The sequence below is a fragment of the Shewanella sp. SP2S2-6 genome (assembly GCF_031931965.1).
In the GTDB taxonomy this organism is placed as follows: domain Bacteria; phylum Pseudomonadota; class Gammaproteobacteria; order Enterobacterales; family Shewanellaceae; genus Shewanella; species Shewanella baltica.
Window position 1 is genome coordinate 129,733 of record NZ_JAUOEQ010000003.1, and the last position, 24,144, is coordinate 153,876.

Sequence of the window (24,144 nt, forward strand, 5' to 3'; positions counted from 1 at the left end):
TAAATTAAGGCGCAGATTATCGCAGATTTCATGGCGCAGTGCGACGGCTCAGCATCAAGAGCGAATGTTAGCCCTGCCATGGACGAAGCGGCAAGCAAACGGATCGATAGTTGCGGGGGACAAGTAGGTTGATGGCTAAAGATAATGAGCGGCGTGACAACCAAGGTTACGATTTGTTTTCTGAGCTTGATGATGACGCGGGTCTTGATTTACAGCTAAGTTTGAACCTTACCGATCACGGTTTGAACAAGACTGGACAACCCATACCGCCCATCACCTTAGTGCGGGGTTATCTTAATGCTGAGCAGCAACTTGCGTTGATGACAGAAGCGCAGACTTATCCCTTAAGCCGCCCTGAAATCCAAGTATTTGGTCAGTTTCACGCAATTCCTCGCCAGCAAGTGTGGTTTGGCGATTTGGGCTGTGACTATTTATATTCAGGACTGTTTATCCGCGCCTTATCTTGGCCTAAATATGCCCAGAAGTTGAGGGATAAGTTAGCGCGGGATTATGGCTTGGCCAGCAATGGTGTATTAGTCAATCGCTACGCCGATGGTAAAGATTGTATGGGCGCCCATAGCGATGATGAACCGGAAATTGCCCGTGGCAGCCATATTGCTTCTATTAGCTTAGGCGCCACGCGGGATTTTGTGCTTAAGCATAAACATAGCCAAACCAAGCACTGCATCAGTTTGCACAGCGGTGATCTGCTAATCATGCACTGGCCTATGCAAAACGATTGGCTGCACAGCTTACCTAAACGTTTGAAAGTAAAAGAGCCCCGTTGGAACTATACCTTTAGACAACTCATCGTTAATTTCCATGGCTAAATGCCCGTTGTTAAATGCCTACTGTTAACTGCTTGTGGTTGCGAACTGCCTGCCAAATAAGGTGAGATATCATGTGGTCGCAGAGCAGCAAACCGAATAAGTGAATTTGATCTTTTCCACCTGAAGCAGTACTCTGCGGCCACTGGATTTCACCATTCTGAGACTCGAATATGTCCAATACTCATGCGCAGGGCACAGTGGCTAACACTATCACGCAGAAGTTAACTGAAGGCTTCTCGCCAACTCACTTAGAAGTGATCAACGAAAGTAATCGTCACCATGTGCCACCGAATTCGGAAACCCATTTCAAAGTTGTGCTCGTGAGTGAGCAGTTTGATGGTTTACGTCTCTTGGCACGGCATCGATTGGTTAATACTCACTTAGCCCATGAGCTAGCGAATGGCGTGCATGCCTTGTCGATTCACACATTCACTCAAAGTGAATGGGATGCGAATGTACAAGTGCCTAATACGCCAAATTGTCGCGGTTAATTCATCGCTTTCTAATACTTTTAGCTTGGATTTCAAAGCCACTCTCCATAGAGTGGTTTTTTGTTTTAGGTCAAACTAAGGCCATTTTCTGGTTTTACCCCTCGAGTTTCTGGTTTCCCTCACTGTGTTTCTGTGTTAACAATATGTTTTATTTTAAGGGGTTGAGTGGTGCGATTGCGGAGCTCTGTCCTGAGTGCATGTTCACGTCTATTGGCACTATGGGTTCGTTTTATTTCAGGGAGAGTATTAAAATGCGTAAGTTTGGGAGTGTGCTCGTCTTAATGCTGCTGATGGGGCTGAGCGGTTGTAACCCCGTAGCCAGTGATGCGCAAAACGTAGCCGTTTCCCATGCCGCAACGGATGATCCTCAAGCTATCCCCGCAATTGAATGGCGCCTTGCAACCTCTTGGCCCAAAAACTTCCCCGGTTTAGGTATGGCACCTGAGCGTTTTGCGCATTTAGTCGATGACATGTCTAACGGTCGGTTAAAAATTCAGGTTTTTGGCGCGGGGGAATTGATGCCAGCGTTTGCCATCTTTGATGGCGTGAGTCAGGGAAAAATTCAAATGGCCCATGCCGCTTCTTATTACTGGAAAGGTAAGGCGCCCGCTGCGCAGTTTTTTTCATCGATTCCCTTTGGTATGACAGCGCAAGAAATGAACGGCTGGCTTCACTACGGCGGTGGCATGGCATTGTGGGAAGAAGTGTATCGCCCCTTTGGCATCATTCCCCTCGCGGGTGGCAATACGGGCATGCAAATGGGCGGCTGGTTCAATAAACCCATCAATACCATTGCTGACTTTAAGGGATTGAAGATCCGCATGCCGGGCTTGGGCGGCGAAGTCTTAAAGCGTGTTGGCGCTATACCTGTGAATATGGCGGGGCGTGAACTCTATGGTGCCCTGCAAACGGGCTCGATTGATGCGGCAGAGTGGGTGGGGCCATTGAACGACCTTGCTTTTGGTCTACATAAAGTGGCGAAGTATTACTATTACCCAGGTTGGCATGAGCCGGGTTCCAATATGGAATTTTTGATTAATAAAACTGCCTTCGAGAGTTTACCTCAAGATTTACAAGCCATAGTCAGAGTCGCGGCGAGAGCGATTAACCAAGATATGCTCGATGAATACACTACCCGCAATGTGACGGCCCTTGAAACCTTAGTGAATGATGAAGGGGTAGTGCTTAAAGCATTTCCACCGAAAGTGTTGTTGGAACTTGAGAAAATCTCTAAGCAAGTGATTGAAGAACAAGCCAATCAAGATCCTTTGATGCGCAAAGTGTACGCCGCCTATCACGCCTACGAGCAAGGTGTACGCCAGTATCATAAAATATCTGAGGATGCTTACAGCCAGCAGCGTCAACACTAAATGCGGGGTGTTTTTAGCACTGACTGTCACATTAATCGCTGATTTATATGAGATGATTTCATCTTAAATTATCTTGTTATCGGCGTAATTCATTTGGTGTTATGCTTGCAAGCCATAAATAGACAGTTACAGTGGCGTTGATGTCGCCCTGAGAATTTGGAGATCCCTATGCCATTACTTGATAGTTTTACCGTCGATCATACTCGAATGAATGCCCCAGCGGTTCGTGTTGCTAAGCATATGAGCACGCCAAAGGGCGATGCGATTACGGTATTCGATCTACGTTTTTGCGCACCGAATAAAGATATTCTCAGTGAGCGTGGTATTCACACTCTGGAGCATTTATTCGCTGGCTTTATGCGTGACCATTTAAATGGTAGCAATGTTGAGATCATCGATATTTCGCCAATGGGATGTCGTACCGGCTTTTATATGAGTTTGATTGGAGAGCCGACTGAACGCCAAGTGGCCGATGCGTGGTTAGCTGCGATGGAAGATGTGCTGAAAGTGGTTGAGCAGTCTGAAATCCCTGAGCTGAACGAATACCAATGCGGTACGTATGAGATGCATTCGTTAGAGCAGGCACAAGATATCGCCCGTAATATTATTGCGGCTGGCGTGAGTGTGAATCGCAATGATGATTTGAAATTAAGCGACGAAATTCTAGGTAATCTGTAACGGTTTGCACTCTTACTTGTATAAGAGTGCTTAGCCAGTAAATTCAGTTTCCTGAAGTTAATGAGAGAAAGCGACGAGAGTCGCTTTTTTTTTCAAACAAATTCAGCTATTTTACAAGTTAATAACAAAAAACACCGTACGCTAACAAAATTTTTGGGAGCTTGGTATGCCTAGTCGTTACTTCACAGTATCACTCTGTGCAATTTCTGTATCTCTTGCCTGTTCTAACACAACGTTCGCCGATGATTTCCACAGTCAAATGCTTGAACTGAATCAGCTCAATGACACATTCCACTCCACTGCTGACAGTTTAGCCTTAGGCCAGTTAACGGCTTTGACGGTTTTACCTGCGGATCTTAACGGAAATCCAGCAAGCATTAGTATGCGCAGCGCGAGTCAAGGCGTGGCCGTATTGCAAGATAGAGTGTATTTCTCACCTGCGCCTTATTCTGCACCGCAATTACAACTATTACCCAATCTGCTGCAACAACAGAGTGTCACTGTCACGCCAATGGCGAATATGGCTGTCGGTGGGCAAGGGGCGTTTGGGGTGGTGAGTTATCAAACCTTACCTGTAGCCGAGCAAGCGGAAAACAGTAAGGTAACGCTCGAAGGCAATACGGATGCTGACTACAGTGTCGATGTGAATTGGGGCGTGAAGCAAAAAGAATACGGCATGATACTCGCGGTTAACTACAGCGATGGTAGCGGCGCCGAGCACTTGCTCAATGGCCAAGATACTGACCGTCAAACCACTGATATCTTATTTAAAATCAACGCTGCGAGTTTACTCGGCGCCAGAAGTCCACAGGTGACTGAGTTTACCTACCAGTTCCTCGATGATGATAGCTATCGCTCCCAACTCGGCTTAACGCAGGCCGATTGGCAACAAGACCCGATGAGTTTGTATTCGGCCACGGCGGCAGATAAGCATCAAGGGCGACACCATAAGTATCAACTATCGCACCAAGTTGCGCTTAGTGGTGGGCATAAGGTTATCACTGACTTTTACTATCAATCCTATTCGCAGCAATTAAATCAACTCAATCAATTTGATGGGCAAATGCTCGATACCCAGAGTTTAGCAGCGCTGGCCGCATTTGAACGGCAGCCGACAGTCGATGGCGTCGCGGTCGCTTCGTTACAACAAGACAACGATTTTAGCTCCTTTGGGGTACAAACTGAGTCCGTGAATCAATATGGCGCCCATCAAATTAGTTTGAGTGCCCGTTACCATACGGATAAAGCTGAGATGCACCTTGGTGAACAGCAAAGTCTATGGCAGCAGGACTTGAGTCTAATGAGTGATGCGCCCGATGCGCTGTTGGCTTATACCGATGATGCGACCGCATTCACCTCGGCCATTGATTCCTTGTTTAATTGGGACGGATTGCAGCTCAAACTCGCGCTTGCCTATGAAAAAGTGGACGTCAATCGCGAGGTCAATCTAGCCTACGCCGGACTCGAAGCTGTGGATTTTTCTGATAGCGATTGGATGCCACAGCTTGGCGTTTTATATCATGCTGGAGATTGGCGCTTGAGTGCAGATATTCGACGCTCCTGGACCGCCGCGAGTGCGGGGAATCTTGAGCAAGAAGCGCAAGTGTCGCTGCAATATCAAGTCAGCGCCCAATATGCTAGCGAGCATTTTAGTGCTGATATTAAAACCTACGTTCAAGATTTTGATAACCTACATGTCAATTGCGATGCTTATACCCAATGCGCCGACAGCCGTTTGTGGGTTCAAGGTAATGTCGTGGATGTGCAGACCAAAGGGGTTGAGCTGAATCTTGGCTATCAGTGGGATCTGGGCAGTGTGCAGTTGCCTTTAGCTGTGAATTATCAGTATTCGAATGCTGAGTATCAAACCAATAGCTGCAACGAAATCCAAGGCTGCGTCGTGGCTGGCGATAGGGTGGCCTGGTTACCTGAGCAGCAACTGCAGTTGAGTGCAGGGATGAAATATGCCGAATATGAACTGAACGCGAATGTCTTTTATCAATCGGAGCGGGAAATGGGCCAATTTGGCGCCGAATTACAGCCTGTCGCTGCACAATGGCGGGTAGATTTAGCGGCGAATTATCATTTTAACCGTCACCATGAGATTTATTTTCGGATAGAAAACCTCTTAGATGAGACATTAGTCACGACAGCATCAAATAGCGGAATTCGATCGGAAAATGGACGTATTAGCTATTTAGGTTATCAATGGCGCTTTTAAGTTGAACTTTATTTCGTTTGAATTTAAATCAATTGAAACAAATAAGATCGATTTAAGCCGTGTTTAGTGGATGTTTCGACTTTTTGCTAAATTAAATCTTTAATTATTAATGCTATAGTACCCAGTGGCCGTAATATTCTCTCTTTCTGATCCGTCACTAGGTCGGAAGGCGAACGCTGTAGCGCATGATTCTTTTCAATCCATTTTTTAGGTTTGAAATCACCTATAATTTTCGTGGCGATGCCAAGTCAATTGGGGTAAAATGCGCGCGACCAGCGTGATTGCGATCGCATTTCTGTGATAAATCTGCGCTAGCTCAATGCAGTAGGTTTTGTTTAAAACCTAAGTATTTAGCAGGAACGCGGCGCATTGTCTTTCCTTCAAACGTAGTGCTTGTGGATATGATTACAATTAAGAAAGGATTGGAACTGCCTATAGCAGGCGGACCAGAGCAAGTTATCCATAATGGCCCAGCCATTAAACATGTAGCTACTTTGGGTGAAGAGTATATTGGCTTACGTCCAACGATGAAAATCAAAGTGGGCGATAAAGTACAAAAAGGCCAGGTTCTTTTTGAAGATAAGAAGAATTTAGGCGTTAAATATACGGCTTTAGCCAGTGGTACTATATTAGACATTAACCGGGGCGCCCAGCGTGTTCTGCAGTCTGTTGTCATTGCAGTGGAAGGAAACGAAAGCGTTGCCTTTGCTAAATATGATGCCACTGCACTCGATACGCTCGACTCGCAGTTAGTCCGTGACAATCTGATCGAATCAGGTTTATGGACTGCATTGCGTACTCGTCCTTTTAGCAAAGTTCCTGCTGTAGACTCTTCTGCTGCTGGTATTTTTGTAACCGCAATAGATACTCAACCTCTTGCCGCTGATCCCGTTGTGGTGATCCGTGAGCATAAAGAAGATTTTGCTAATGGTCTTAAGGTCTTAGCAAGACTTACTGACGGTAAAGTTTACCTTTGTAAAGCGCCTGGCGCTGATATTCCTGCCGCAAACGCCCAAGTTGAAGAATTTGCTGGTGTGCACCCTGCAGGATTAGTCGGTACTCATATTCACTTCTTATTGTCTGCCTCTGCAAAACGTACCGTTTGGCATATTGGTTACCAAGATGTAATAGCAATTGGTCAGCTATTTACGACGGGTGAACTCAATACCGAACGTGTTATTGCGATCGCAGGCCCTAAAGCGGCTAAGCCAAGACTCGTACGCACTGTTGTGGGCGCGAGTATGACTGAATTAACCGCAGGTGAAGCCTTAGATGGTAATGTTCGTCTGATTTCAGGCTCTGTTCTGAATGGTCGTACAGCCGTTGGCCCACAAGGGTATTTAGGTCGTTACCATGTTCAAGTAAGTCTGTTAGAAGAAGGTACAGAGAAAGAATTTTTAGGCTGGGTATTACCAGGCTCAGACAAATATTCTATCACTCGTGCATTCTTAGGACATCTTGCTCCTTCTCGTCTGTTCAGTATGACGACCAGTACAGGTGGTTCAGACCGTGCTATGGTGCCAATTGGTAACTATGAGCGTGTAATGCCATTGGACATTCTTCCTACTATGTTGTTGCGTGACTTGATTTCAGGTGACTTTGACGGTGCTGCCACTTTAGGCGCGTTAGAGTTAGATGAAGAAGATCTCGCACTGTGTACGTTCGTATGTCCAGGCAAGTATGACTACGGTTCATATCTGCGTGACTGTTTAGATACGATCGAGAGGGAAGGCTAATGAGCTTGAAAGATTTTTTCGAACGTATTGAACCCGACTTTGAAAAAGGCGGTAAATACGAAAAGTTTTATGCCCTATTCGAAGCGGCATACACGATTTTTTATACCCCAGGTAAAGTGAACAAGGGCAAAACCCACGTTCGCGATAACCTCGACCTAAAACGTATGATGATTACGGTTTGGGCTTGTGCTTTCCCAGCGATGTTCGTGGGTATGTATAACGTAGGTTTACAAGCTCAATTAGCTTTAGTGGCTGGTTTTGCTACCCCTGACGTATGGCAAATGAGCTTGTTCAGCATGTTCGGTACCGAACTGACGGCAAACTCTGGCTGGCCTGCGCTAATGTGGTATGGCGCCTGTTTCTTCCTACCTATCTACGCGGTGACCTTTGCCGTCGGTGGTATCTGGGAAGTGCTGTTTGCCTCTATCCGCGGTCATGAAGTCAACGAAGGTTTCTTCGTTACCTCTATCCTGTTCGCTTTAACGCTGCCAGCAACTATCCCATTATGGATGGTGGCGCTGGGTATCACCTTCGGTGTGGTCGTGGCGAAAGAAGTGTTCGGTGGTACAGGGCGTAACTTCTTAAACCCAGCGCTAGCGGGTCGTGCCTTCCTGTTCTTCGCTTATCCGTTGAACATGTCGGGTGATACCTCATGGGTTGTGGCTGACGGCTACTCAGGTGCGACTGCACTGAGCCAAGCAGCAGCGGGCACATTAGATTATGCAATTAACCAAAACTGGTGGGATTCGTTCTTCGGATTCATTCCTGGTTCTGTTGGTGAAGTGTCTACATTAGCGATTCTGTTAGGTGGTTTGGTCATCATCTACACCCGTATCGCTTCATGGCGCATTGTTGGCGGTGTAATGGTCGGTATGATTGCCATTTCTACTCTGCTTAACTTTGTCGGTAGCGACACTAACCCAATGTTTGCAATGCCTTGGTACTGGCACTTAGTGTTAGGTGGTTTTGCGTTTGGCATGATGTTTATGGCGACAGACCCTGTGTCAGCGTCATTCACTAACCAAGCTAAATGGGCATACGGTATCTTGATCGGTGCAATGGCTGTGTTTATCCGCGTGATTAACCCTGCATTCCCTGAAGGCATGATGTTGGCAATTCTGTTTGCTAACTTGTTCGCGCCATTGTTCGACCACTTCGTGGTTCAGGCAAATATCAAGCGGAGGATTGCCCGTGGCTAGTAATAAAGATTCGTTCGGCAGAACCTTATTTATCGTCGTTGGCCTATGTCTGATTTGTGCGATATTTGTGTCTACTGCAGCAGTGTTACTGAGACCGACTCAAGCAGAAAATAAACTGCTCGATAAGCAAAAGTACATTCTGGAAGCCGCTGGTCTTATCGATACTAAAGCTGGCAAGGTCACCAAAGCGCAAATTCTGGATACTTACGGCAAACACATCGAAGCTAAATTGGTCGATTTAAAAACGGGTGCTTGGGTTGATGGTGTTAATGCTGACACTTTTGATCAACGTAAAGCGTCTCGTGATGTGAAAACCTCATTTGTACCTGAGAACGACATTGCTTCAGTGAAACGTGTAGCGGATAACGCTGTGGTTTATCTTGTTCGTGATGAACAAGGCAAATTAACGAGTGTGATCCTGCCAATCCATGGTTATGGCCTTTGGTCTACTATGTATGCCTTCCTTGCTATGGATGCTGATCTAAACACAGTGCAAAGCTTAGTCTACTATGAGCAAGGCGAAACGCCGGGCTTAGGTGGCGAAGTGCAAAATGCTCAGTGGAAAGCGAAATGGCATGGCAAAAAGTTATTTGATGAGCAAGGTAACATTGCTATCAGCGTAACTAAAAACCCAGCTGTTGCTAGCACTGAATACGGTGTAGACGCATTATCTGGCGCAACCTTAACGAGTAATGGTGTGCAACATTCACTGACATTCTGGTTAGGGAAAGAAGGTTTTGCGAGTTTCATTGAAAAAGCACGCAATGGAGGTCTCAACTAATGTCTGACGCTAAAGAACTGAAACAGGTTCTGACCGGACCTATAGTCAACAACAACCCGATTGCTTTACAAGTACTTGGTGTATGTAGTGCATTAGCGGTAACGAGCAAGCTCGAAACTGCACTGGTAATGGCGTTGGCGTTAACTGCGGTAACCGCGTTTTCGAACCTGTTTATCTCAATGATCCGTAATCATATTCCAAGCAGTGTGCGTATTATCGTACAGATGACCATTATTGCCTCTTTGGTAATCGTGGTTGACCAATTGCTGCAGGCTTATGCTTATCAGATCTCTAAGCAGCTGTCGGTATTCGTCGGTCTGATTATTACGAACTGTATCGTAATGGGTCGTGCCGAAGCTTACGCGATGAAAACACCGCCAATGATGAGCTTTATGGATGGTATCGGTAACGGTTTAGGTTACGGTGCAATTCTGTTAGCTGTTGGCTTCGTACGTGAACTGTTTGGTAACGGTTCTCTGTTCGGTGTTGAAATCCTGCACAAGATCTCTGATGGCGGCTGGTACCAACCAAACGGTCTGCTACTACTGCCTCCGAGTGCGTTCTTCCTGATCGGTGTTTTGATTTGGATTATTCGTACCTATAAGCCAGAGCAAGTTGAAGCAAAAGGGTAAGTGCGATGGAACATTATATTAGCCTGTTAATTCGCTCTGTTTTCATTGAAAACATGGCACTGGCCTTCTTCCTAGGTATGTGTACTTTCTTGGCTGTGTCTAAGAAAGTCACTACAGCCATGGGCCTAGGGATTGCGGTAGTTGTAGTGTTAACTATCTCTGTCCCAGCAAACCAAGTTATATATCAAGGGCTGCTAGCTCCTGGTGCACTTGCTTGGGCTGGCGCACCTGAAGCTGACTTAAGCTTCTTGAAATTCATTACCTTTATCGGTGTGATTGCGGCTTTGGTTCAAATTCTGGAAATGGCACTGGACAAGTACTTTCCACCTTTGTACAACGCATTAGGTATTTTCTTACCTTTGATCACAGTGAACTGCGCGATTTTTGGTGCGGTATCATTCATGGTTGAGCGTGACTACAAGTTAGGCGAGAGTGTGGTGTTTGGTTTCGGCTCAGGAGTGGGTTGGGCATTAGCTATCGTATTGATGGCCGGTATCCGTGAGAAGCTGAAGTATGCCGACGTGCCTAACGGCCTACGTGGTTTAGGGATTACCTTTATCACCGCTGGTTTGATGGCCTTAGGTTTCATGTCGTTTTCTGGTGTGTCTCTGTAAGAGACACATAACGGCTTCTTGAATTGGACCTTCTAAGGATAAGTTAATGGATATTCTTGGTATTTTTAAATCTACTCCGCTCGAGGTTTACCTCGGTGTGAGTATGTTTACTGCTATTGTCCTCATCTTGGTATTAGTGATTTTATTCGCTAAGTCTAAGTTAGTGGCTAGTGGTGACATCACGATCGGCATTAATGACGATCCTGAAAAAGCGATTACAACCGGTGCGGGCGGTAAGTTGTTAGGCGTTTTGGCTAACAGCGGTATCTTCGTATCGAGTGCGTGTGGTGGCGGTGGCTCATGTGGCCAATGCCGCGTGGTGATTAAGTCTGGCGGCGGCGATATTCTGCCCACGGAACTTGACCACATCAGCAAAGGTGATGCCCGTAAAGGTTGTCGTCTTTCTTGTCAGGTTAACGTTAAGAACGATATGGAAATCGAGCTTGACGAAGAAATCTTCGGTATCAAGAAATGGGAATGTGAAGTTATCTCTAACGATAACAAAGCCACTTTCATTAAAGAACTGAAGCTGCAAATCCCTGATGGCGAATCTGTACCATTCCGTGCTGGCGGTTATATTCAAATCGAAGCACCTGCTCACCATGTTAAATATGCAGATTTCGATGTACCTGCACAATACCGTGGCGACTGGGAACACTTCGGTTTCTTCAATCTTGAATCTAAGGTTGATGAAGAAACTATCCGTGCATACTCAATGGCTAACTACCCAGAAGAGTTCGGTATTATCATGCTGAACGTGCGTATTGCTACGCCTCCACCACGTAACCTGACTCTGCCTTGCGGTAAGATGTCATCTTATATTTGGAGCTTAAAAGCTGGCGATAAAGTGACAATTTCTGGCCCATTCGGTGAATTCTTCGCGAAAGATACCGATGCAGAAATGGTGTTTATTGGCGGTGGTGCGGGTATGGCGCCAATGCGTTCACATATCTTCGACCAACTGAAGCGTCTTCACTCTAAACGTAAGATGAGCTTCTGGTACGGTGCACGTTCTAAACGTGAAATGTTCTACGTAGAAGATTTCGACGGCCTTGCGGCTGAGAATGATAACTTCGTATGGCATGTGGCACTTTCAGATCCTCAACCAGAGGATAACTGGGATGGTTACACAGGTTTTATTCATAACGTATTGTATGAAAACTATCTGAAAAACCATGATGCACCAGAAGATTGTGAGTTCTACATGTGTGGACCTCCAATGATGAACGCTGCCGTAATTGGCATGTTGAAAAATCTTGGTGTCGAAGACGAAAACATCTTGTTGGATGACTTCGGCGGCTAATGTTCATTAGTCCTAGATAGAAAAGTTGCAGATGTTGAGGATAATCTCTCATCTGCAACTTTTGCATTTAAGGGCCCAAATAAGAGTAGTAGGTCACTATGTTTCAGACCTTAAAGATCAATATCTCAGTATTAAAGCATTCATTTAACTGGCTAGTCCTCGTAGGGCTGGCCTTTTTTGTTTCAGCCTGCTCAAAGCAGAACGAGGTCATTTCATTAGCGGGCAGCACTATGGGGACGACTTATCACATTAAAGTCGTGCCGAATGAGCAGATGCCGACGGCGCAATTACTTCAAGCGGAAATTGATTTAGCCCTTGAGCTAGTCAATGACCAGATGTCGACGTATCGCCCAAATTCAGAATTATCCCGTTTCAACCAATTGCCATTGGAGCAAAGCGTTGAAGTTTCAGCGGATACCATCAAAGTGGTGCAAGAGGGAATACGCTTATATCAAGTGACGGATAAGGCACTTGATATTACCTTAGGTCCTTTAGTTAACCTGTGGGGATTTGGTCCTGATAAGCGCCCAACGAAAGTTCCGACTCAGGCCGATATCGATGCGGCGAAAGCCAAAACCGGTATTAGTGAACTTTCGATAGAAGGTCATCGTTTAAGTAAGCATAACGCGCATTTATACGTAGACCTATCGTCGATTGCCAAAGGGTTTGGGGTTGATAAAGTGGCTTCTATTCTTGATAAATACCACGCGACTGGGTATTTAGTTGAAATTGGTGGTGAGCTCAGCATTAAAGGTGCTAAAGGCGATGGTAGCTCTTGGCGCGTAGCCATAGAGCAACCAACCGATGACGGTTCTGAAGCCGTACAGCAGGTTATCTCACCAGGGACTATGGCGATGGCGACCTCGGGCGATTATCGTAATTATTATGAGGAAGACGGCCAACGTTTTACCCATATAATTGATCCACGTACTGGTTTGCCAATCAATCATAAGCTAGCATCTGTGACCGTATTGCATCAGAATTGCATGACTGCCGATGGTTTTGCGACGGCTATGATGGTTTTAGGTACAGAAGCATCATTGGAGCTTGCCAAGAAGGAACACTTGGCGATAATGCTAATTGAAAAGCAAGGCGAAGGATTTAAAGTCTATTACAGTGACGCCTTCAAGCCTTTCCTTAAGTAGTTGGAGTTAACATGAGCACTTTTATCGCGGCATTTGTAGTTTTATTACTGTTCTTTTTGCTGATGTCGATAGGTTATCTCATCAAGCGCAAAGCCGTCGAGGGAAGCTGTGGCGGTTTAGGTGTTCTAGGGATTGAAAAAGCGTGTGATTGTGATGACCCTTGTGACAAACGTAAACGTCGTATGGCCGCTGAAGAAGCGCGCCGTGAGAAGTTAACCAAAGACCGTATTATTTAATATTCTCTCAATCGTCTGTTTCGACAATAGCCTCCTATCTGGAGGCTATTTTTTTGCATGAAACTTATCAAGCTATACCATCCAATTAAATTTATCCTTGGGTTATGAGGGAGATAGCGCGTTAATCTAAGCAGGAATGAGAATGCTTTTCATCATTAAGTTTGTGAAATATAAAGATAATTTGAGTTGATGGGTAAATTGTACTAGGCTAGAAGCTTGATTTAGATCAATCTTTTTCACGCTTACCAAGGATAGTAACTTATGAAAGGTCATCCTAAAGTGGTTGGGCAACTGAATCGGGTGCTTACCTGTGAGTTGACCGCCATCAATCAATATTTCCTCCATGCCCGCATGTTTAAACATTGGGGCTTAGAGAAACTCAATCACGTCGAATACAAAAAATCCATCCAAGATATGAAGCACGCCGATAAGCTCATCGAGCGCGTGCTGTTTTTGGAAGGTCTGCCAAATTTGCAGCAACTCGAGAAACTTCGCATTGGTGAACATAGCCAAGAAATGCTCGACTGCGATCTGGCCATGGTGCAAGAGCAACTGACATTGCTGCGTGATGCCATTAACCTGTGTGAAGCCGAGCAAGACTATGTGAGCCGCGATCTGCTGGAAGACATCCTTGAAGACGAGGAAGAGCATTTAGATTGGCTCGAGTCGCAGCAAGAGCTCATTACGCTAACCGGGATTCAAAATTATCTACAATCGCAAATTAGCGACCAATAGGAGCAAGATATGAAAGGCGATAAAGACGTCATCGATGCGTTAAATCGACTCCTAACGGGAGAACTCTCGGCAATGGATCAATATTTTGTCCATGCCCATATGTACGAAGATTGGGGCTTGAATGAACTCTATGAGCGCATCGCCCATGAGTCTGATGATGAAAAAGCCCATGCAGCCAAATTAGTACAGCGTATTTTATTCCTCGAAGGAACGCCTAATGTTGCCGCCCGTGAGGCGTTGAACATAGGTAAAGATGTGGAAGAGATGCTGCGTAATGATCTCGCCTACGAGTACAAGGTCGCAGATGATTTGCGCCAAGTGATTGCCCTGTGCGAGCAGAAGCAAGATTACCAAACCCGCGAGATCCTCGAAGTGTTACTCGATGATACTGAGTCTGACCACATGTATTGGCTCGAAAAACAACTCGGGCTGATCGACCGTGTTGGGCTACAAAACTACCTACAAACTAAGATGTAATCACTAAATCGAGATCAGCGGGAGTGTCTCGCTGATCCTATTTCTACCGCTTCCTATTTTTTGAATCCCTATATAGTCTATCTGACTGTAAAACTTTGCCTCTACAAACTCATCCTCTGCAAAATATCTTAAATTTAGCGAATCCTGTTATAAAGCTAATGTCCTTTCTTTACAAATACTTATTTACGTTTTTTATGGCGATTTCATCTATTGTTAACAGGTAAAAATTGTTACCGTGTAAAACTATTTTTGCGAGCCATATTGTTAACTTGTTGGCCAGCCAGACGGGAAGATTGATGGGATATATGAAACGTTCTCTAAGTTTGCAGTTAGTGGTTACTATCGTTGGTGCGCTTGCTCTACTGCTTACCTTAGTCGCCGCTTTGTTGGTGACAAAAGAAAGTGATAACACGCGAAAGCAAGTCGATGCGGATATTTCGGCGTTAGTTGCCTTAAAAGCCAATGAGATCAGCGGCTACTTTATTGCTAAGGGCCAAGTGATCCATTCAGTATTTGCCGAGCCGGGTTTAGTCAAATGGTTTACTCAGTATCACGCCCGTGGCAGTCATCTCGCGGCTGATCGCCAGTATCAAGACATTATTGGTTACTTTAAGTCTTTCTCCGATCGCGATAGCGATGTTAAGTCGGTGTTTTTTGGCTCGGCCAATACCTTCGAGTACTTTGACCTTAATGGCCGCTTCGATGGCGACCCAGATTACTACACCAACAAACGACCTTGGTGGCAGGAGGCGATTGACCAGCGTGGCTTGTTTGTTGGCGATCCTGCGGTCGATGCGAACGATGGTTCAATTTCTGCCACGGTTAAAACCCCCGTTTATGCGGCGAATGGTGAGCTGATTGGCATTGGCGGCATGGATATCTTGATTGATACCATTGGTAAATCCCTGCTGGCACCGATTAAATACCGTGATTTTGGCCAAGCTTTCCTGATGACAGACGAAGGCAAGTTGGTGTATTTCCCTGGTTTTTCAGAACGTTTCCCGCCGGGTTCTTTGGCGAATCAAGTGGATACTCAGTTTAAGGACACATCAGGATTTTCTGCATTACGACAACAGATGCAAAGGGAAGCGCAAGGGTTTGCTAATGTTACTTTTAATGGCGTGCCCCAACGGGTGAGCTTTGTGACTGTGGGCGGCGATTATCCCAAACAAAAGTGGCACTTAGCCTTTATGTTGCCCCACGAAGTGATTGAAGCACCAGTGACCGCCGCGTTCTGGAATGCCAGTATGGTCGCCATAGGTATCATGCTGCTAATGGGCGTGACGGTATGGTTGATGTTGCTGCCCTTTAGACGCCAGTTAGCTAAGTTATTGGATGCGATGGAAGATATCGCCGAAGGTGACAGTGATTTATCAAAACGTATTCTGATGGATCGAGAAGACGAGTTAGGCAAACTTGGCGATGCCTTTAATCGCTTCGCCGAGAAAGTGCAGCATATGTTGTTGGATACGCGCAGCTTAACCCAAGAGGTTGGCACGGGCGTTATTGATGCGCGGCAGATCTGCGACTTAGCCGTGTCGTCGGTCTCATCGCAAAAGCAGCAGATAGATTCGGTGGCTACCGCCGCAACGCAAATGGCGCAAACCAGTCAAGAAATGGCTGTCAGTGCACAACGGGCGAATGATTTTTGCCCAGAAGGCGCAAACTCAAGCCCACGATGGTACACAGATTGTTTCCCGTGCGACCGAAGGGATGAAAGCGCTGTCACAGCAAGTGATCGCCGCGGCGAAAGTGATTAAACACTTACGCAATAGCTCAGAGCAAATCGGTGAAGTCTTGAGCGTGATCCGTAACATTGCTGAGCAAACTAATCTATTGGCATTGAATGCGGCGATTGAAGCGGCGCGTGCGGGTGAGCAAGGCCGTGGCTTTGCTGTGGTGGCAGACGAAGTGCGCACGTTGGCATCGCGTACCCAAGATTCTACCGCCAACATTCAAGGCATTATCCAAACCTTGCAACAAAGCGCATTGCAGGCTGAGCAAGTGATGGAATCGGGCGTTGAGCAAGCGAAAGCGGGGCAAGAGCTAACGACTCAGGTCGAAGCGGCACTGAATGATATTGCGACGGCGATTATGTCAATCCAACAGCAAACGGTTGAAATAACCGTAGCAATCGATCAGCAAGCCGTGGCGGCCGAGGAAGTGGCGCTCAATGTCGATAATGTGCGGGGGTTGTCGGATCAGTCTTTGCTTTCGAGTCAGGACTTGTCGCAAAGCTTGCAAGGCTTTGAGGATATGACCCGCGCACTTACTCGTAATATCGGCCAATTTAAGATTTAAGCCTGAGTTGGTCAGTGAACTATTCGCTCACTGACCATCAGCTCAATCACGGCATTACTCATAGTGCACTCACAAAAGGAGCTTAGGCTCCTTTTAATTTTAGGTTTCCCGCCAGATCCCCGCTAAATTGATGATGAACACTTGATTACTGTTTTTATATACAGTATTTTGGCGTTGGAGGAATTCAACGTGCGAAAAATTATTCACATCGATATGGACTGCTATTTTGCGGCAGTGGAAATGCGCGACTTTCCCGAATACCGTGGCAAGCCTTTAGCTGTGGGCGGTAGCAGCGATCGTCGTGGTGTTATCAGCACTTGCAGTTACGAGGCACGTAAATTCGGTGTGCGTTCGGCGATGGCGACCGCTTATGCCTTTAAGTTGTGTCCCGATCTCATTTTGGTTCCTGGGCGGATGCAGGTTTATAAAGAGGTGTCGCTGCAAATTCGTGAAATTTTCTCCCGCTATACCCCATTGATTGAGCCGCTTTCTTTAGATGAAGCCTATTTAGACGTGAGTGAGTGCCAACAATATAAGGGCTCGGCGACCTTGATTGCGCAGGCCATTCGCCGCGATATCTTAGCCGAAACTGGGTTAACCGCTTCGGCAGGCATAGCACCGGTGAAGTTTTTGGCTAAAGTTGCCTCGGATTTGAATAAGCCAAACGGCCAATATGTGATTACCCCAGAGACACTCCCTGATTTTGTTAAAACCTTATCGCTGCGTAAAATTCCCGGTGTCGGCAAAGTCACCGCCGAAAAGCTCTCCTCGCTTGGTCTCAATACCTGTGGTGATGTGCAAGCCTATTCTAAACCTGAGTTATTGGCGCGATTCGGCAAGTTTGGTGGTGTCTTGATTGAGCGTTCCCAAGGAATTGATGAGCGGGGCATTTCCGCCGATAGGGAGCGTAAATCAGTCGGTGTTGAAACTACGCTGGCGAAGGATATTTATAGTCTAGAGCAGTGCCAGCAAGTGATGCCGGGGTTGATCCAAGAATTAGCCCTACGTTTGAGCCGCAGCGCTAAAGAGCGCAAAATTCACAAGCAAGTAGTCAAACTCAAGTTTAATGATTTCAAGCAAACCACTATTGAGCATCGCAGCGATGAAGTCTCGATTGTGATGTTTTATGATCTACTCGCACAGGCAATGGAAAGGCAAGAGGGCCGCGGCATTCGACTATTGGGTATTTCGATCGGCCTCGCCGATTCTATCCTCGCAGTGCCCGAAATCCCAAATGCCCAGACTCAGCTTGATTTAGCGCTCTAGGCGTTTACTGAGTCGATACGCCGCAGACTCATGCCTGAATGGCTCAATAAGCCTCGGGTGGATTCGCCAACATAAAATCAATTAACAGTCTGACCCGCAAGGGTAAATTGTCCCGATCGCGATACATCAAGTAGGCGGTGCGCGGAATACCTTGCCATTCTGGCAGTATTTGAACGAGCTTGCCGCTTTGTATCTGTTCACTCGCCATGCTGATGGGTAATAGTCCAATACCGAGTCCCGCCACGACAGCCTGACTGGCGATCGCCATATCATCGACGGCTAGTTTGATGTTACCCCTCGGCTCAAACTCGAAATCTTGCCCAGTGATATTGTGCTGTAAACGCCACGTTTTTGTGGGCTTAGCGATGATAACCGGATGCAGATCCAGTTCTTCTATGAATTGCAGCGCATGCCACTGGGTTGCCGATGTGCTGGCGCAAAGCACAAAGCTAATCGTGGTGAGTGGCCTTGCAATCCAATCGGGATCTTTAGGTTCACCCACTCGAAAGGCGATATCGATGGCGTTTTCACTGACATCGATATTCATGTTCGACAGGCTTAAATCGATGTCGATATTGGGATAATGCCGTTGGAAGGCGTTGAGTGATTCACCTAGCCAGCGATAGGTTGTATTGATGGGCGCCGAGATCCGCAGTTTGCCAACCGCTTGATGTTTATCCGCATGCAACTCACCGGATACCTGGTTTAACTCGATAAACAGCGGGCCGCAGCGTTCGAGATAACGCTGACCTGTGGCGGTAAGGTTGACTCTATGGGCGTCTCTGTGCAGTAAACGCAGGCCTAATGATTGTTCTAACAGATTGATTCGACGGCTTAAGGTCGAAGGTGGAATGCTTAAGTGCTGCGCCGCGAGCTTAAAACTCCCTTGTTGTGCCACCACCCAAAATAAACGCATATCGTCTAAGGAATAATTAAGTTTCATATTTGGAATTTAAGCTCTCAATCTTGTTTGTTTTAATAATATATGAAACTTATAAACTAAGCTCAATCCCAATTACCTCCCTAGAGTCCGATATGAAATCCCATACACCTTACATGACAATTGTTTGTCTACTGATTTGCGTTTTTAGCTGGGGCAGCGTGTTTCCCATTGCTAAGCGAGTGCTGGAGGAGATGTCAGGGGAATCCCTCGTATTCTGGCGTTTTACCATTGCGGCGGTGACTCTGGCGTTATATATCGTTTTTACTCGTCAGGCTTGGCCCAAATTGAGTTTGGCGCAATACATTGTCATAGCGCTAGTAGGCGTGATTGGTGTGGGCGGTTTAAATCTGGCGTTATTTAATGGCCTGCAGCATACCTCTGCAGCTAATGGCGCCTTGATTATGGCGCTCAGTCCGCTGGTGACTTCAATCGTCAACGCGTTATTACAGCGTGAATGGCTCAGCAGACAACAAGTGTTCAGCTTAGTGGGCGGTTTGGCGGGCGTATTGCTAGTGATCACTAACGGCAGTGTGCAGCAGTTGCTCAATTTTAGTTTTAACCAAGGTGATGTGATGATTGCCGCCGGTATGTTGGCGTGGAGTGGTTATACCATTTGTTCGCAACGGGTCGGCCATTGGTTGCCTGTGTTGCCCTTTACCTTGCTGAGTATGATAGCAGCCAGTGTGTCTATGTCTGTAGTAGGGCTAGGCCGTGGTGAGTTTCAACCTTGGCAGGAGTTGATGGGACTGTCGACAACGGCTTTTTCTAGCGTGCTCTACATAGGTTTGTTCGCTACTGTGCTCGGTTATCTGTTTTGGATTAACGGCGTTAAAGCGCTTGGCCCCGCTAAGGCATCGATCTTTTTTAATCTCGTGCCCGTTTTTGCAGCATTAACGGCGTTAGCCATGGGGCAGGCGGTGACGGAAATTCAATTGGTAGGGATGCTGATAGTAATCCTTGCGTTGATGTTACCTATGTTAGTCAACCTGCGCGCCTCAAGAGGCTTAGTGGTTAAGCGCTGCTAATCTATGCTAGCTTTGCTGTTTAAATATAAGGGCGCACCTGAATTCAGACCATCATTGCGACAGGTTTATGCTCCCTTATTCGGTGGATGGCACTTCTTAAGACATCACATATTTGCAAGCTTCCACTTTCAACAAATTACAGTTTAAAACGACTGACCAGCGCCGTGAGGTTACCCGCCATTGACGAGAGTTGTACGCTTGCGGCGTAGATTTCATCAGTGTTGCGTAAACTGTCCTCCGACTGTTCGGCAATGTGTTGAATATTTTGATGACTCTCATTGGCCATAGTGGTTTGCGCTTTGGCAGCGAGGGCGATTTGATTATTCATTTCGCTTATCTGACTCACCATTTGTGCAATATGCGCTAAAGCTTCACCGGCATTACTGGCGGCTTCGACGCTTGAAATCGCCTTTTCATTACCGATATTAATCGCCGCCACAGCGCTTTGGGTGCCATTTTGCACATTGGCGATCATCAATTTAATTTCTTCGGTGGATTGGTGAGTCTTTGAGGCGAGGGATCGCACTTCATCGGCAACCACTGCAAAGCCGCGTCCTTGTTCGCCCGCCCGCGCCGCTTCAATTGCTGCATTAAGGGCTAATAGATTAGTTTGTTCGGCAATGGCTTGGATCACCTCAAGCACACGGCCGATATGTTGGCCTTCTTGCTCGAGTTTATTGATTTGCATTTCTGCTGTGCCCACATCTCCTGCGAGTTCACGAATTACATTGATGGTTTTTTTCACTCTCTCTTGGCCATCGGCGGTAAAGACATCAGCTTGTTTCGCGGCATCGGCGGCATGACTGGCACTGACAGACACTTCTTGCACTGAGGCAGCAATGTGATCACTGGCATCGGCGATTCTGTGGGTGGCTGCCTGTTGATCCATCAAGGTATGTTTTGCCGTGGCACTGGTTTTGGCTAGCCCTTCGGCGGCGACATTCAGCTCCGAAGTAGATTGTTTAAACTGCGAGATAATGCCGTGTAAATTATCGAGGAAGTGATTGAAGGCATTGGCAAGGTCGCCCAGTTCGTCCTTAGAGGTTAGCTGGATTCGCTCGGTCAAATCGCCATCACCATCGGTAATGTCGTGGATTTTCGCGAGCAAAACTGCGAGCGGCTTACTGATGAGTTTAGGCAAGGCAACGATGAATAGAATGCAGATCAGGATACTAATCGTTAAAGCAATTAACTGCATCTGCTGTCCACGATAGGCGTCATCATCCACTTGGGTGACGGCTGCTGCCGTGTTGCTGTTTAAGTCATCGATCAGCTGATTAATATTTTGATGCAACTGCTCGAATTGCGTCGCTGCTTGGCCAAAACTCAGATCAATGGCGGTCGTGCGACCGTTACGGCCATTTTGGGTGCGCTGATTGCTGATTTCAGAAGTGGTGGTACTCCACGCCTCGAAACTGCGATTTAATTCATTGAGTTTTTCTTTTGCGAGGGGACTAGTGGTCACCTCGGAAAACTGATTAAGGTGTTCTTTGACCAAAGATATACTATTAGTGTGCTGTTTTAGAAGGCTATTATAGGAGTCCGTGCCCACGTTAACGAACATCAGGCTACGTTCGGCAACTTGCGCTTGGTAAAGCTCTTTATCCGCTTGCAGCAGTTCAGATTGGCTCGGTAAGTATTCGAGTGCGAGCGTATTTGCGCTGTTATTTAATGCTTTAAGCCCTAAGATGCCAGTTGAAGAGGCGAAGATGACTACGCCAGCGAGTAGCAGACTCGGGTAAGTCAGTTTCTGGTTAACGGAAAGATCTTTATACCATTCCATAGCCACGCCCTCCTTGATTGATACACTGAAAGGTGAGGGCCGCGATAACCACGAAATAAAAGCGGATGCGGCCCATCACTGGCGTTCTCTGGCTATTAGAGTCCGAATTGATCTAGGTTGATCCCTATGGTGATAGCACCAATTGCGGCATCGCCATCCATGACGGGTATCGATATTTGTACCAGATAAGCTTGGGAGCTAGTGTCAAATTTGACCGGACCTATGTGCTTATCGCCTTTGCCATTGGCGAAGGATTTTTGCCATTTATCCTCATCACCCTGCCAGTAGTCCGAGGTTTTACTGGTCATGGCGACGTTAGCACCTTGATTATCCATGAGGAAAATTTCTTGGTAGTAAGGTTGGCTGGCTTCGAAGGTGGTGAGAAACTTGGCCGCTTCGTTGTTCATCAAGGACGACATAAAATCATCAATCCCAGCGGTGGCGATCCATTTTTCATCTAATGTTTTGATCGAATCTAAACTTTTGCCTTGAGCATTTTGCGCTTTAACGGCATTCACCAGCACCACTTCTTTACCTAATGGCATCAGTGAATCGGCTAGATCGATAACGGCTTGGGGGACTTCTTCGGCGAAACTGAGGTTACTGCTGAGCAGTAGTGCGGCGGCTGACAAGATTTTACCAAATTTCATGATCTCTATTCCTTAAGGTCACTGTATTGAAGGGGAAAGCGGCTATCTCTAAAAGCGCGACAAGCAAAAATACGTTCGGGTTAGACAAAACAACTATAGTAGAAAATTCAAGTTATTCAGTTCTTTCATAAAAATTTTATCAATGGCATTTCTACACACAAATAGAAGGCGCGATAAAAAATAAGGCCACATCTGACTTGAGCAGATGTGGCCTTGAATTAAGTGCCAATTGAGTGAGCTAGGCTAACTTTAGACTAGGGCGTTACGCCTTAACTGGAATACGCTCGAGTACGGCTAATAATAAGGTCCAGTATTGGCCGACTGTGGTGATGTTCACCATCTCATCTGGTCCGTGTGGATACCGAATCGTGGGACCAATCGAGACCATATCCATATCTGGATAAGGCTTTTTGAATAAACCACACTCAAGACCCGCATGGATCACCATGATCACTGGCTCTTTGTGGTAAATGTCCTGATAGGTTTCGCGTACTATCGCCATAACAGGTGAGCTGTTATCTGGCTTCCAACCTGGGTAAGCGCCGCTTAAATCGATATCGGCTCCGGCTAAGTTGGTCAGCGCAGTTAACATGCCTTCGACTTGAGTTCTACCAGAATCAATCAGTGAGCGAATAAGGCACAGGATAGTGACTTGTTCATCGTCAGTGCTGATAACGCCTACGTTGAGTGAGGTTTCAGTCACACCTTCGACTTCATCGCTCATGCGGATCACGCCGTTCGGGCACACATGCAGCAAATCGATCAGGGTATTTTGGCTGTTTTCGCTCATCACACGTTTCGGCGTTGGGATAGTGTTTAACACTAAACGCATATCAGGATCGGCAATGGCGAGTTCAGTGCGGATAAGCGCTTCAAACTCAGCGACTTTTTCGTTTAAGGCACTGACGTTTTCTTCTGGCAACATAAAGCTGATGTTGGCTTCACGTGGGATCGCATTACGCAATGAACCGCCGCTAAATTGGGTCAGCTCTAACGCTAAATCATCGGCATTTTCAAATAGGAAACGCGCCAGTAACTTGTTGGCGTTGCCGCGACCTAAGTGAATGTTCACCCCAGAGTGGCCGCCTTTTAAGCCAGATAAATGCAGGCTAAAGGCCGAGTAACTTTGCTCAGACGCTTGCCACACCATAGGCAGGGTGATTTGAGCATCGACGCCACCGGCGCAGCCCATGTAAATTTCACCCTCTTGCTCAGAATCTGTGTTGATCAGGATCTCTGCATCTAACATGCCCGCTTGTAAACCAAAAGCACCCGTCATGCCGGCTTCTTCATCGATCGTCAGTAGCACTTCTAATGGACCGTGCTTGATATCATCTGAGCCCAAAATGGCCAGCGCCGATGCCATGCCGATACCGTTATCAGAACCTAAGGTCGTGCCTTTGGCTTTAACCCAATCGCCATCAACATAGGCTTCGATAGGATCTTTAGTAAAATCATGCACTTTGTCGGCATTCTTCTGCGGCACCATATCGATATGGGCTTGAATGACCACGATTTTACGATCTTCCATTCCGGGCGTTGCTGGTTTACGGATGATCAAGTTGCCAACGGCATCCTCAACGACGGCAAGTTGTTTGCTTTTAGCCCATGCTTGAATGTGCTGGCTTAAGGCTTGCTCATGTTTAGATGGGTGGGGAATCGCGCAGATTTGTTCAAACCATTGCCATAATGGCTGCGGGTATAACTGACTTAACGCTGTCACTAGAG

21 protein-coding genes and 1 pseudogene are annotated in these 24,144 nt (G+C 46.6%); 18 read left to right on the forward strand and 4 right to left on the reverse strand.

The window, feature by feature from the left end:
- Positions 1-131: 131 nt before the first annotated feature.
- The 17 genes and pseudogenes from Q4Q57_RS03775 (at position 132) to dinB (ending at position 18,015) form a co-directional block, all read left to right on the forward strand.
- Complete coding sequence (locus tag Q4Q57_RS03775; protein ID WP_311889836.1) at positions 132-830, forward strand: alpha-ketoglutarate-dependent dioxygenase AlkB; 699 nt, start codon at positions 132-134, stop codon at positions 828-830.
- A 170-nt stretch (positions 831-1,000) separates the two neighbouring features.
- Positions 1,001-1,321, forward strand: coding sequence for a BolA family transcriptional regulator (locus Q4Q57_RS03780; RefSeq protein WP_106651435.1), 321 nt, complete (start codon positions 1,001-1,003; stop codon positions 1,319-1,321).
- A gap of 251 nt (positions 1,322-1,572) precedes the next feature.
- Positions 1,573-2,691, forward strand: a complete 1,119-nt coding sequence (locus tag Q4Q57_RS03785) for a TRAP transporter substrate-binding protein (protein ID WP_311889840.1) — start codon at positions 1,573-1,575, stop codon at positions 2,689-2,691.
- A 168-nt stretch (positions 2,692-2,859) separates the two neighbouring features.
- Entirely contained in the window at positions 2,860-3,369 is a 510-nt protein-coding gene (luxS, locus tag Q4Q57_RS03790; protein ID WP_006080460.1) for an S-ribosylhomocysteine lyase, read from the forward strand.
- A gap of 166 nt (positions 3,370-3,535) precedes the next feature.
- Complete coding sequence (locus tag Q4Q57_RS03795) at positions 3,536-5,590, forward strand: TonB-dependent receptor domain-containing protein (protein ID WP_311889843.1); 2,055 nt, start codon at positions 3,536-3,538, stop codon at positions 5,588-5,590.
- A gap of 401 nt (positions 5,591-5,991) precedes the next feature.
- Entirely contained in the window at positions 5,992-7,326 is a 1,335-nt protein-coding gene (locus Q4Q57_RS03800; protein WP_006083937.1) for a Na(+)-translocating NADH-quinone reductase subunit A, read from the forward strand.
- Positions 7,326-8,525 (forward strand): NADH:ubiquinone reductase (Na(+)-transporting) subunit B, encoded by a 1,200-nt coding sequence (locus tag Q4Q57_RS03805; protein ID WP_311889845.1) that lies wholly within the window; start codon positions 7,326-7,328, stop codon positions 8,523-8,525. The genes Q4Q57_RS03800 and Q4Q57_RS03805 overlap by 1 nt, the downstream gene beginning before the upstream one ends.
- A complete protein-coding gene (locus tag Q4Q57_RS03810; RefSeq protein WP_220590973.1) occupies positions 8,518-9,306 on the forward strand; it encodes a Na(+)-translocating NADH-quinone reductase subunit C in 789 nt (262 codons plus the stop codon). The genes Q4Q57_RS03805 and Q4Q57_RS03810 overlap by 8 nt, the downstream gene beginning before the upstream one ends.
- Entirely contained in the window at positions 9,306-9,938 is a 633-nt protein-coding gene (locus Q4Q57_RS03815; protein ID WP_006080467.1) for an NADH:ubiquinone reductase (Na(+)-transporting) subunit D, read from the forward strand. Before Q4Q57_RS03810 ends, Q4Q57_RS03815 begins: the two co-directional genes overlap by 1 nt.
- A gap of 5 nt (positions 9,939-9,943) precedes the next feature.
- On the forward strand, positions 9,944-10,552 hold the full coding sequence (gene nqrE, locus Q4Q57_RS03820) for an NADH:ubiquinone reductase (Na(+)-transporting) subunit E (RefSeq protein ID WP_006080469.1): 609 nt from the start codon (positions 9,944-9,946) through the stop codon (positions 10,550-10,552).
- Positions 10,553-10,598: 46 nt separating this feature from the next.
- Positions 10,599-11,855, forward strand: coding sequence for an NADH:ubiquinone reductase (Na(+)-transporting) subunit F (gene nqrF, locus Q4Q57_RS03825; protein WP_006083934.1), 1,257 nt, complete (start codon positions 10,599-10,601; stop codon positions 11,853-11,855).
- Between the two features lie 98 nt (positions 11,856-11,953).
- Positions 11,954-13,000, forward strand: a complete 1,047-nt coding sequence (locus tag Q4Q57_RS03830) for an FAD:protein FMN transferase (protein ID WP_311889855.1) — start codon at positions 11,954-11,956, stop codon at positions 12,998-13,000.
- Between the two features lie 11 nt (positions 13,001-13,011).
- A complete protein-coding gene (gene nqrM / locus Q4Q57_RS03835) occupies positions 13,012-13,236 on the forward strand; it encodes a (Na+)-NQR maturation NqrM (RefSeq protein WP_063884096.1) in 225 nt (74 codons plus the stop codon).
- 261 nt (positions 13,237-13,497) lie between these two features.
- On the forward strand, positions 13,498-13,971 hold the full coding sequence (gene bfr / locus Q4Q57_RS03840; protein ID WP_106651431.1) for a bacterioferritin: 474 nt from the start codon (positions 13,498-13,500) through the stop codon (positions 13,969-13,971).
- A gap of 9 nt (positions 13,972-13,980) precedes the next feature.
- A complete protein-coding gene (bfr, locus tag Q4Q57_RS03845; protein WP_006080476.1) occupies positions 13,981-14,448 on the forward strand; it encodes a bacterioferritin in 468 nt (155 codons plus the stop codon).
- A 296-nt stretch (positions 14,449-14,744) separates the two neighbouring features.
- Positions 14,745-16,749, forward strand: a pseudogene (locus tag Q4Q57_RS03850) (methyl-accepting chemotaxis protein).
- A gap of 189 nt (positions 16,750-16,938) precedes the next feature.
- A complete protein-coding gene (gene dinB, locus Q4Q57_RS03855; protein ID WP_311889859.1) occupies positions 16,939-18,015 on the forward strand; it encodes a DNA polymerase IV in 1,077 nt (358 codons plus the stop codon).
- A 43-nt stretch (positions 18,016-18,058) separates the two neighbouring features.
- Here the strand turns inward: dinB and Q4Q57_RS03860 are convergent, their stop codons facing one another.
- Complete coding sequence (locus tag Q4Q57_RS03860) at positions 18,059-18,958, reverse strand: LysR family transcriptional regulator (protein ID WP_311889860.1); 900 nt, start codon at positions 18,956-18,958, stop codon at positions 18,059-18,061.
- A 92-nt stretch (positions 18,959-19,050) separates the two neighbouring features.
- Here Q4Q57_RS03860 and Q4Q57_RS03865 point away from each other — a divergent pair, with 92 nt between their 5' ends.
- Complete coding sequence (locus Q4Q57_RS03865) at positions 19,051-19,983, forward strand: DMT family transporter (protein ID WP_311889861.1); 933 nt, start codon at positions 19,051-19,053, stop codon at positions 19,981-19,983.
- A gap of 136 nt (positions 19,984-20,119) precedes the next feature.
- Here Q4Q57_RS03865 and Q4Q57_RS03870 read toward each other — a convergent pair whose 3' ends face one another.
- The 3 genes from Q4Q57_RS03870 to Q4Q57_RS03880 all read right to left on the reverse strand — a co-directional run bounded on the left by Q4Q57_RS03870 (position 20,120) and on the right by Q4Q57_RS03880 (position 24,139).
- On the reverse strand, positions 20,120-21,766 hold the full coding sequence (locus Q4Q57_RS03870) for a methyl-accepting chemotaxis protein (RefSeq protein ID WP_311889862.1): 1,647 nt from the start codon (positions 21,764-21,766) through the stop codon (positions 20,120-20,122).
- Between the two features lie 95 nt (positions 21,767-21,861).
- On the reverse strand, positions 21,862-22,416 hold the full coding sequence (locus tag Q4Q57_RS03875) for a cache domain-containing protein (RefSeq protein ID WP_006080485.1): 555 nt from the start codon (positions 22,414-22,416) through the stop codon (positions 21,862-21,864).
- Between the two features lie 262 nt (positions 22,417-22,678).
- The gene (locus tag Q4Q57_RS03880; protein ID WP_311889863.1) at positions 22,679-24,139 is read right to left on the reverse strand and encodes an aminoacyl-histidine dipeptidase; all 1,461 of its coding nucleotides are present in this window, start codon (positions 24,137-24,139) and stop codon (positions 22,679-22,681) included.
- Positions 24,140-24,144: the final 5 nt, after the last annotated feature.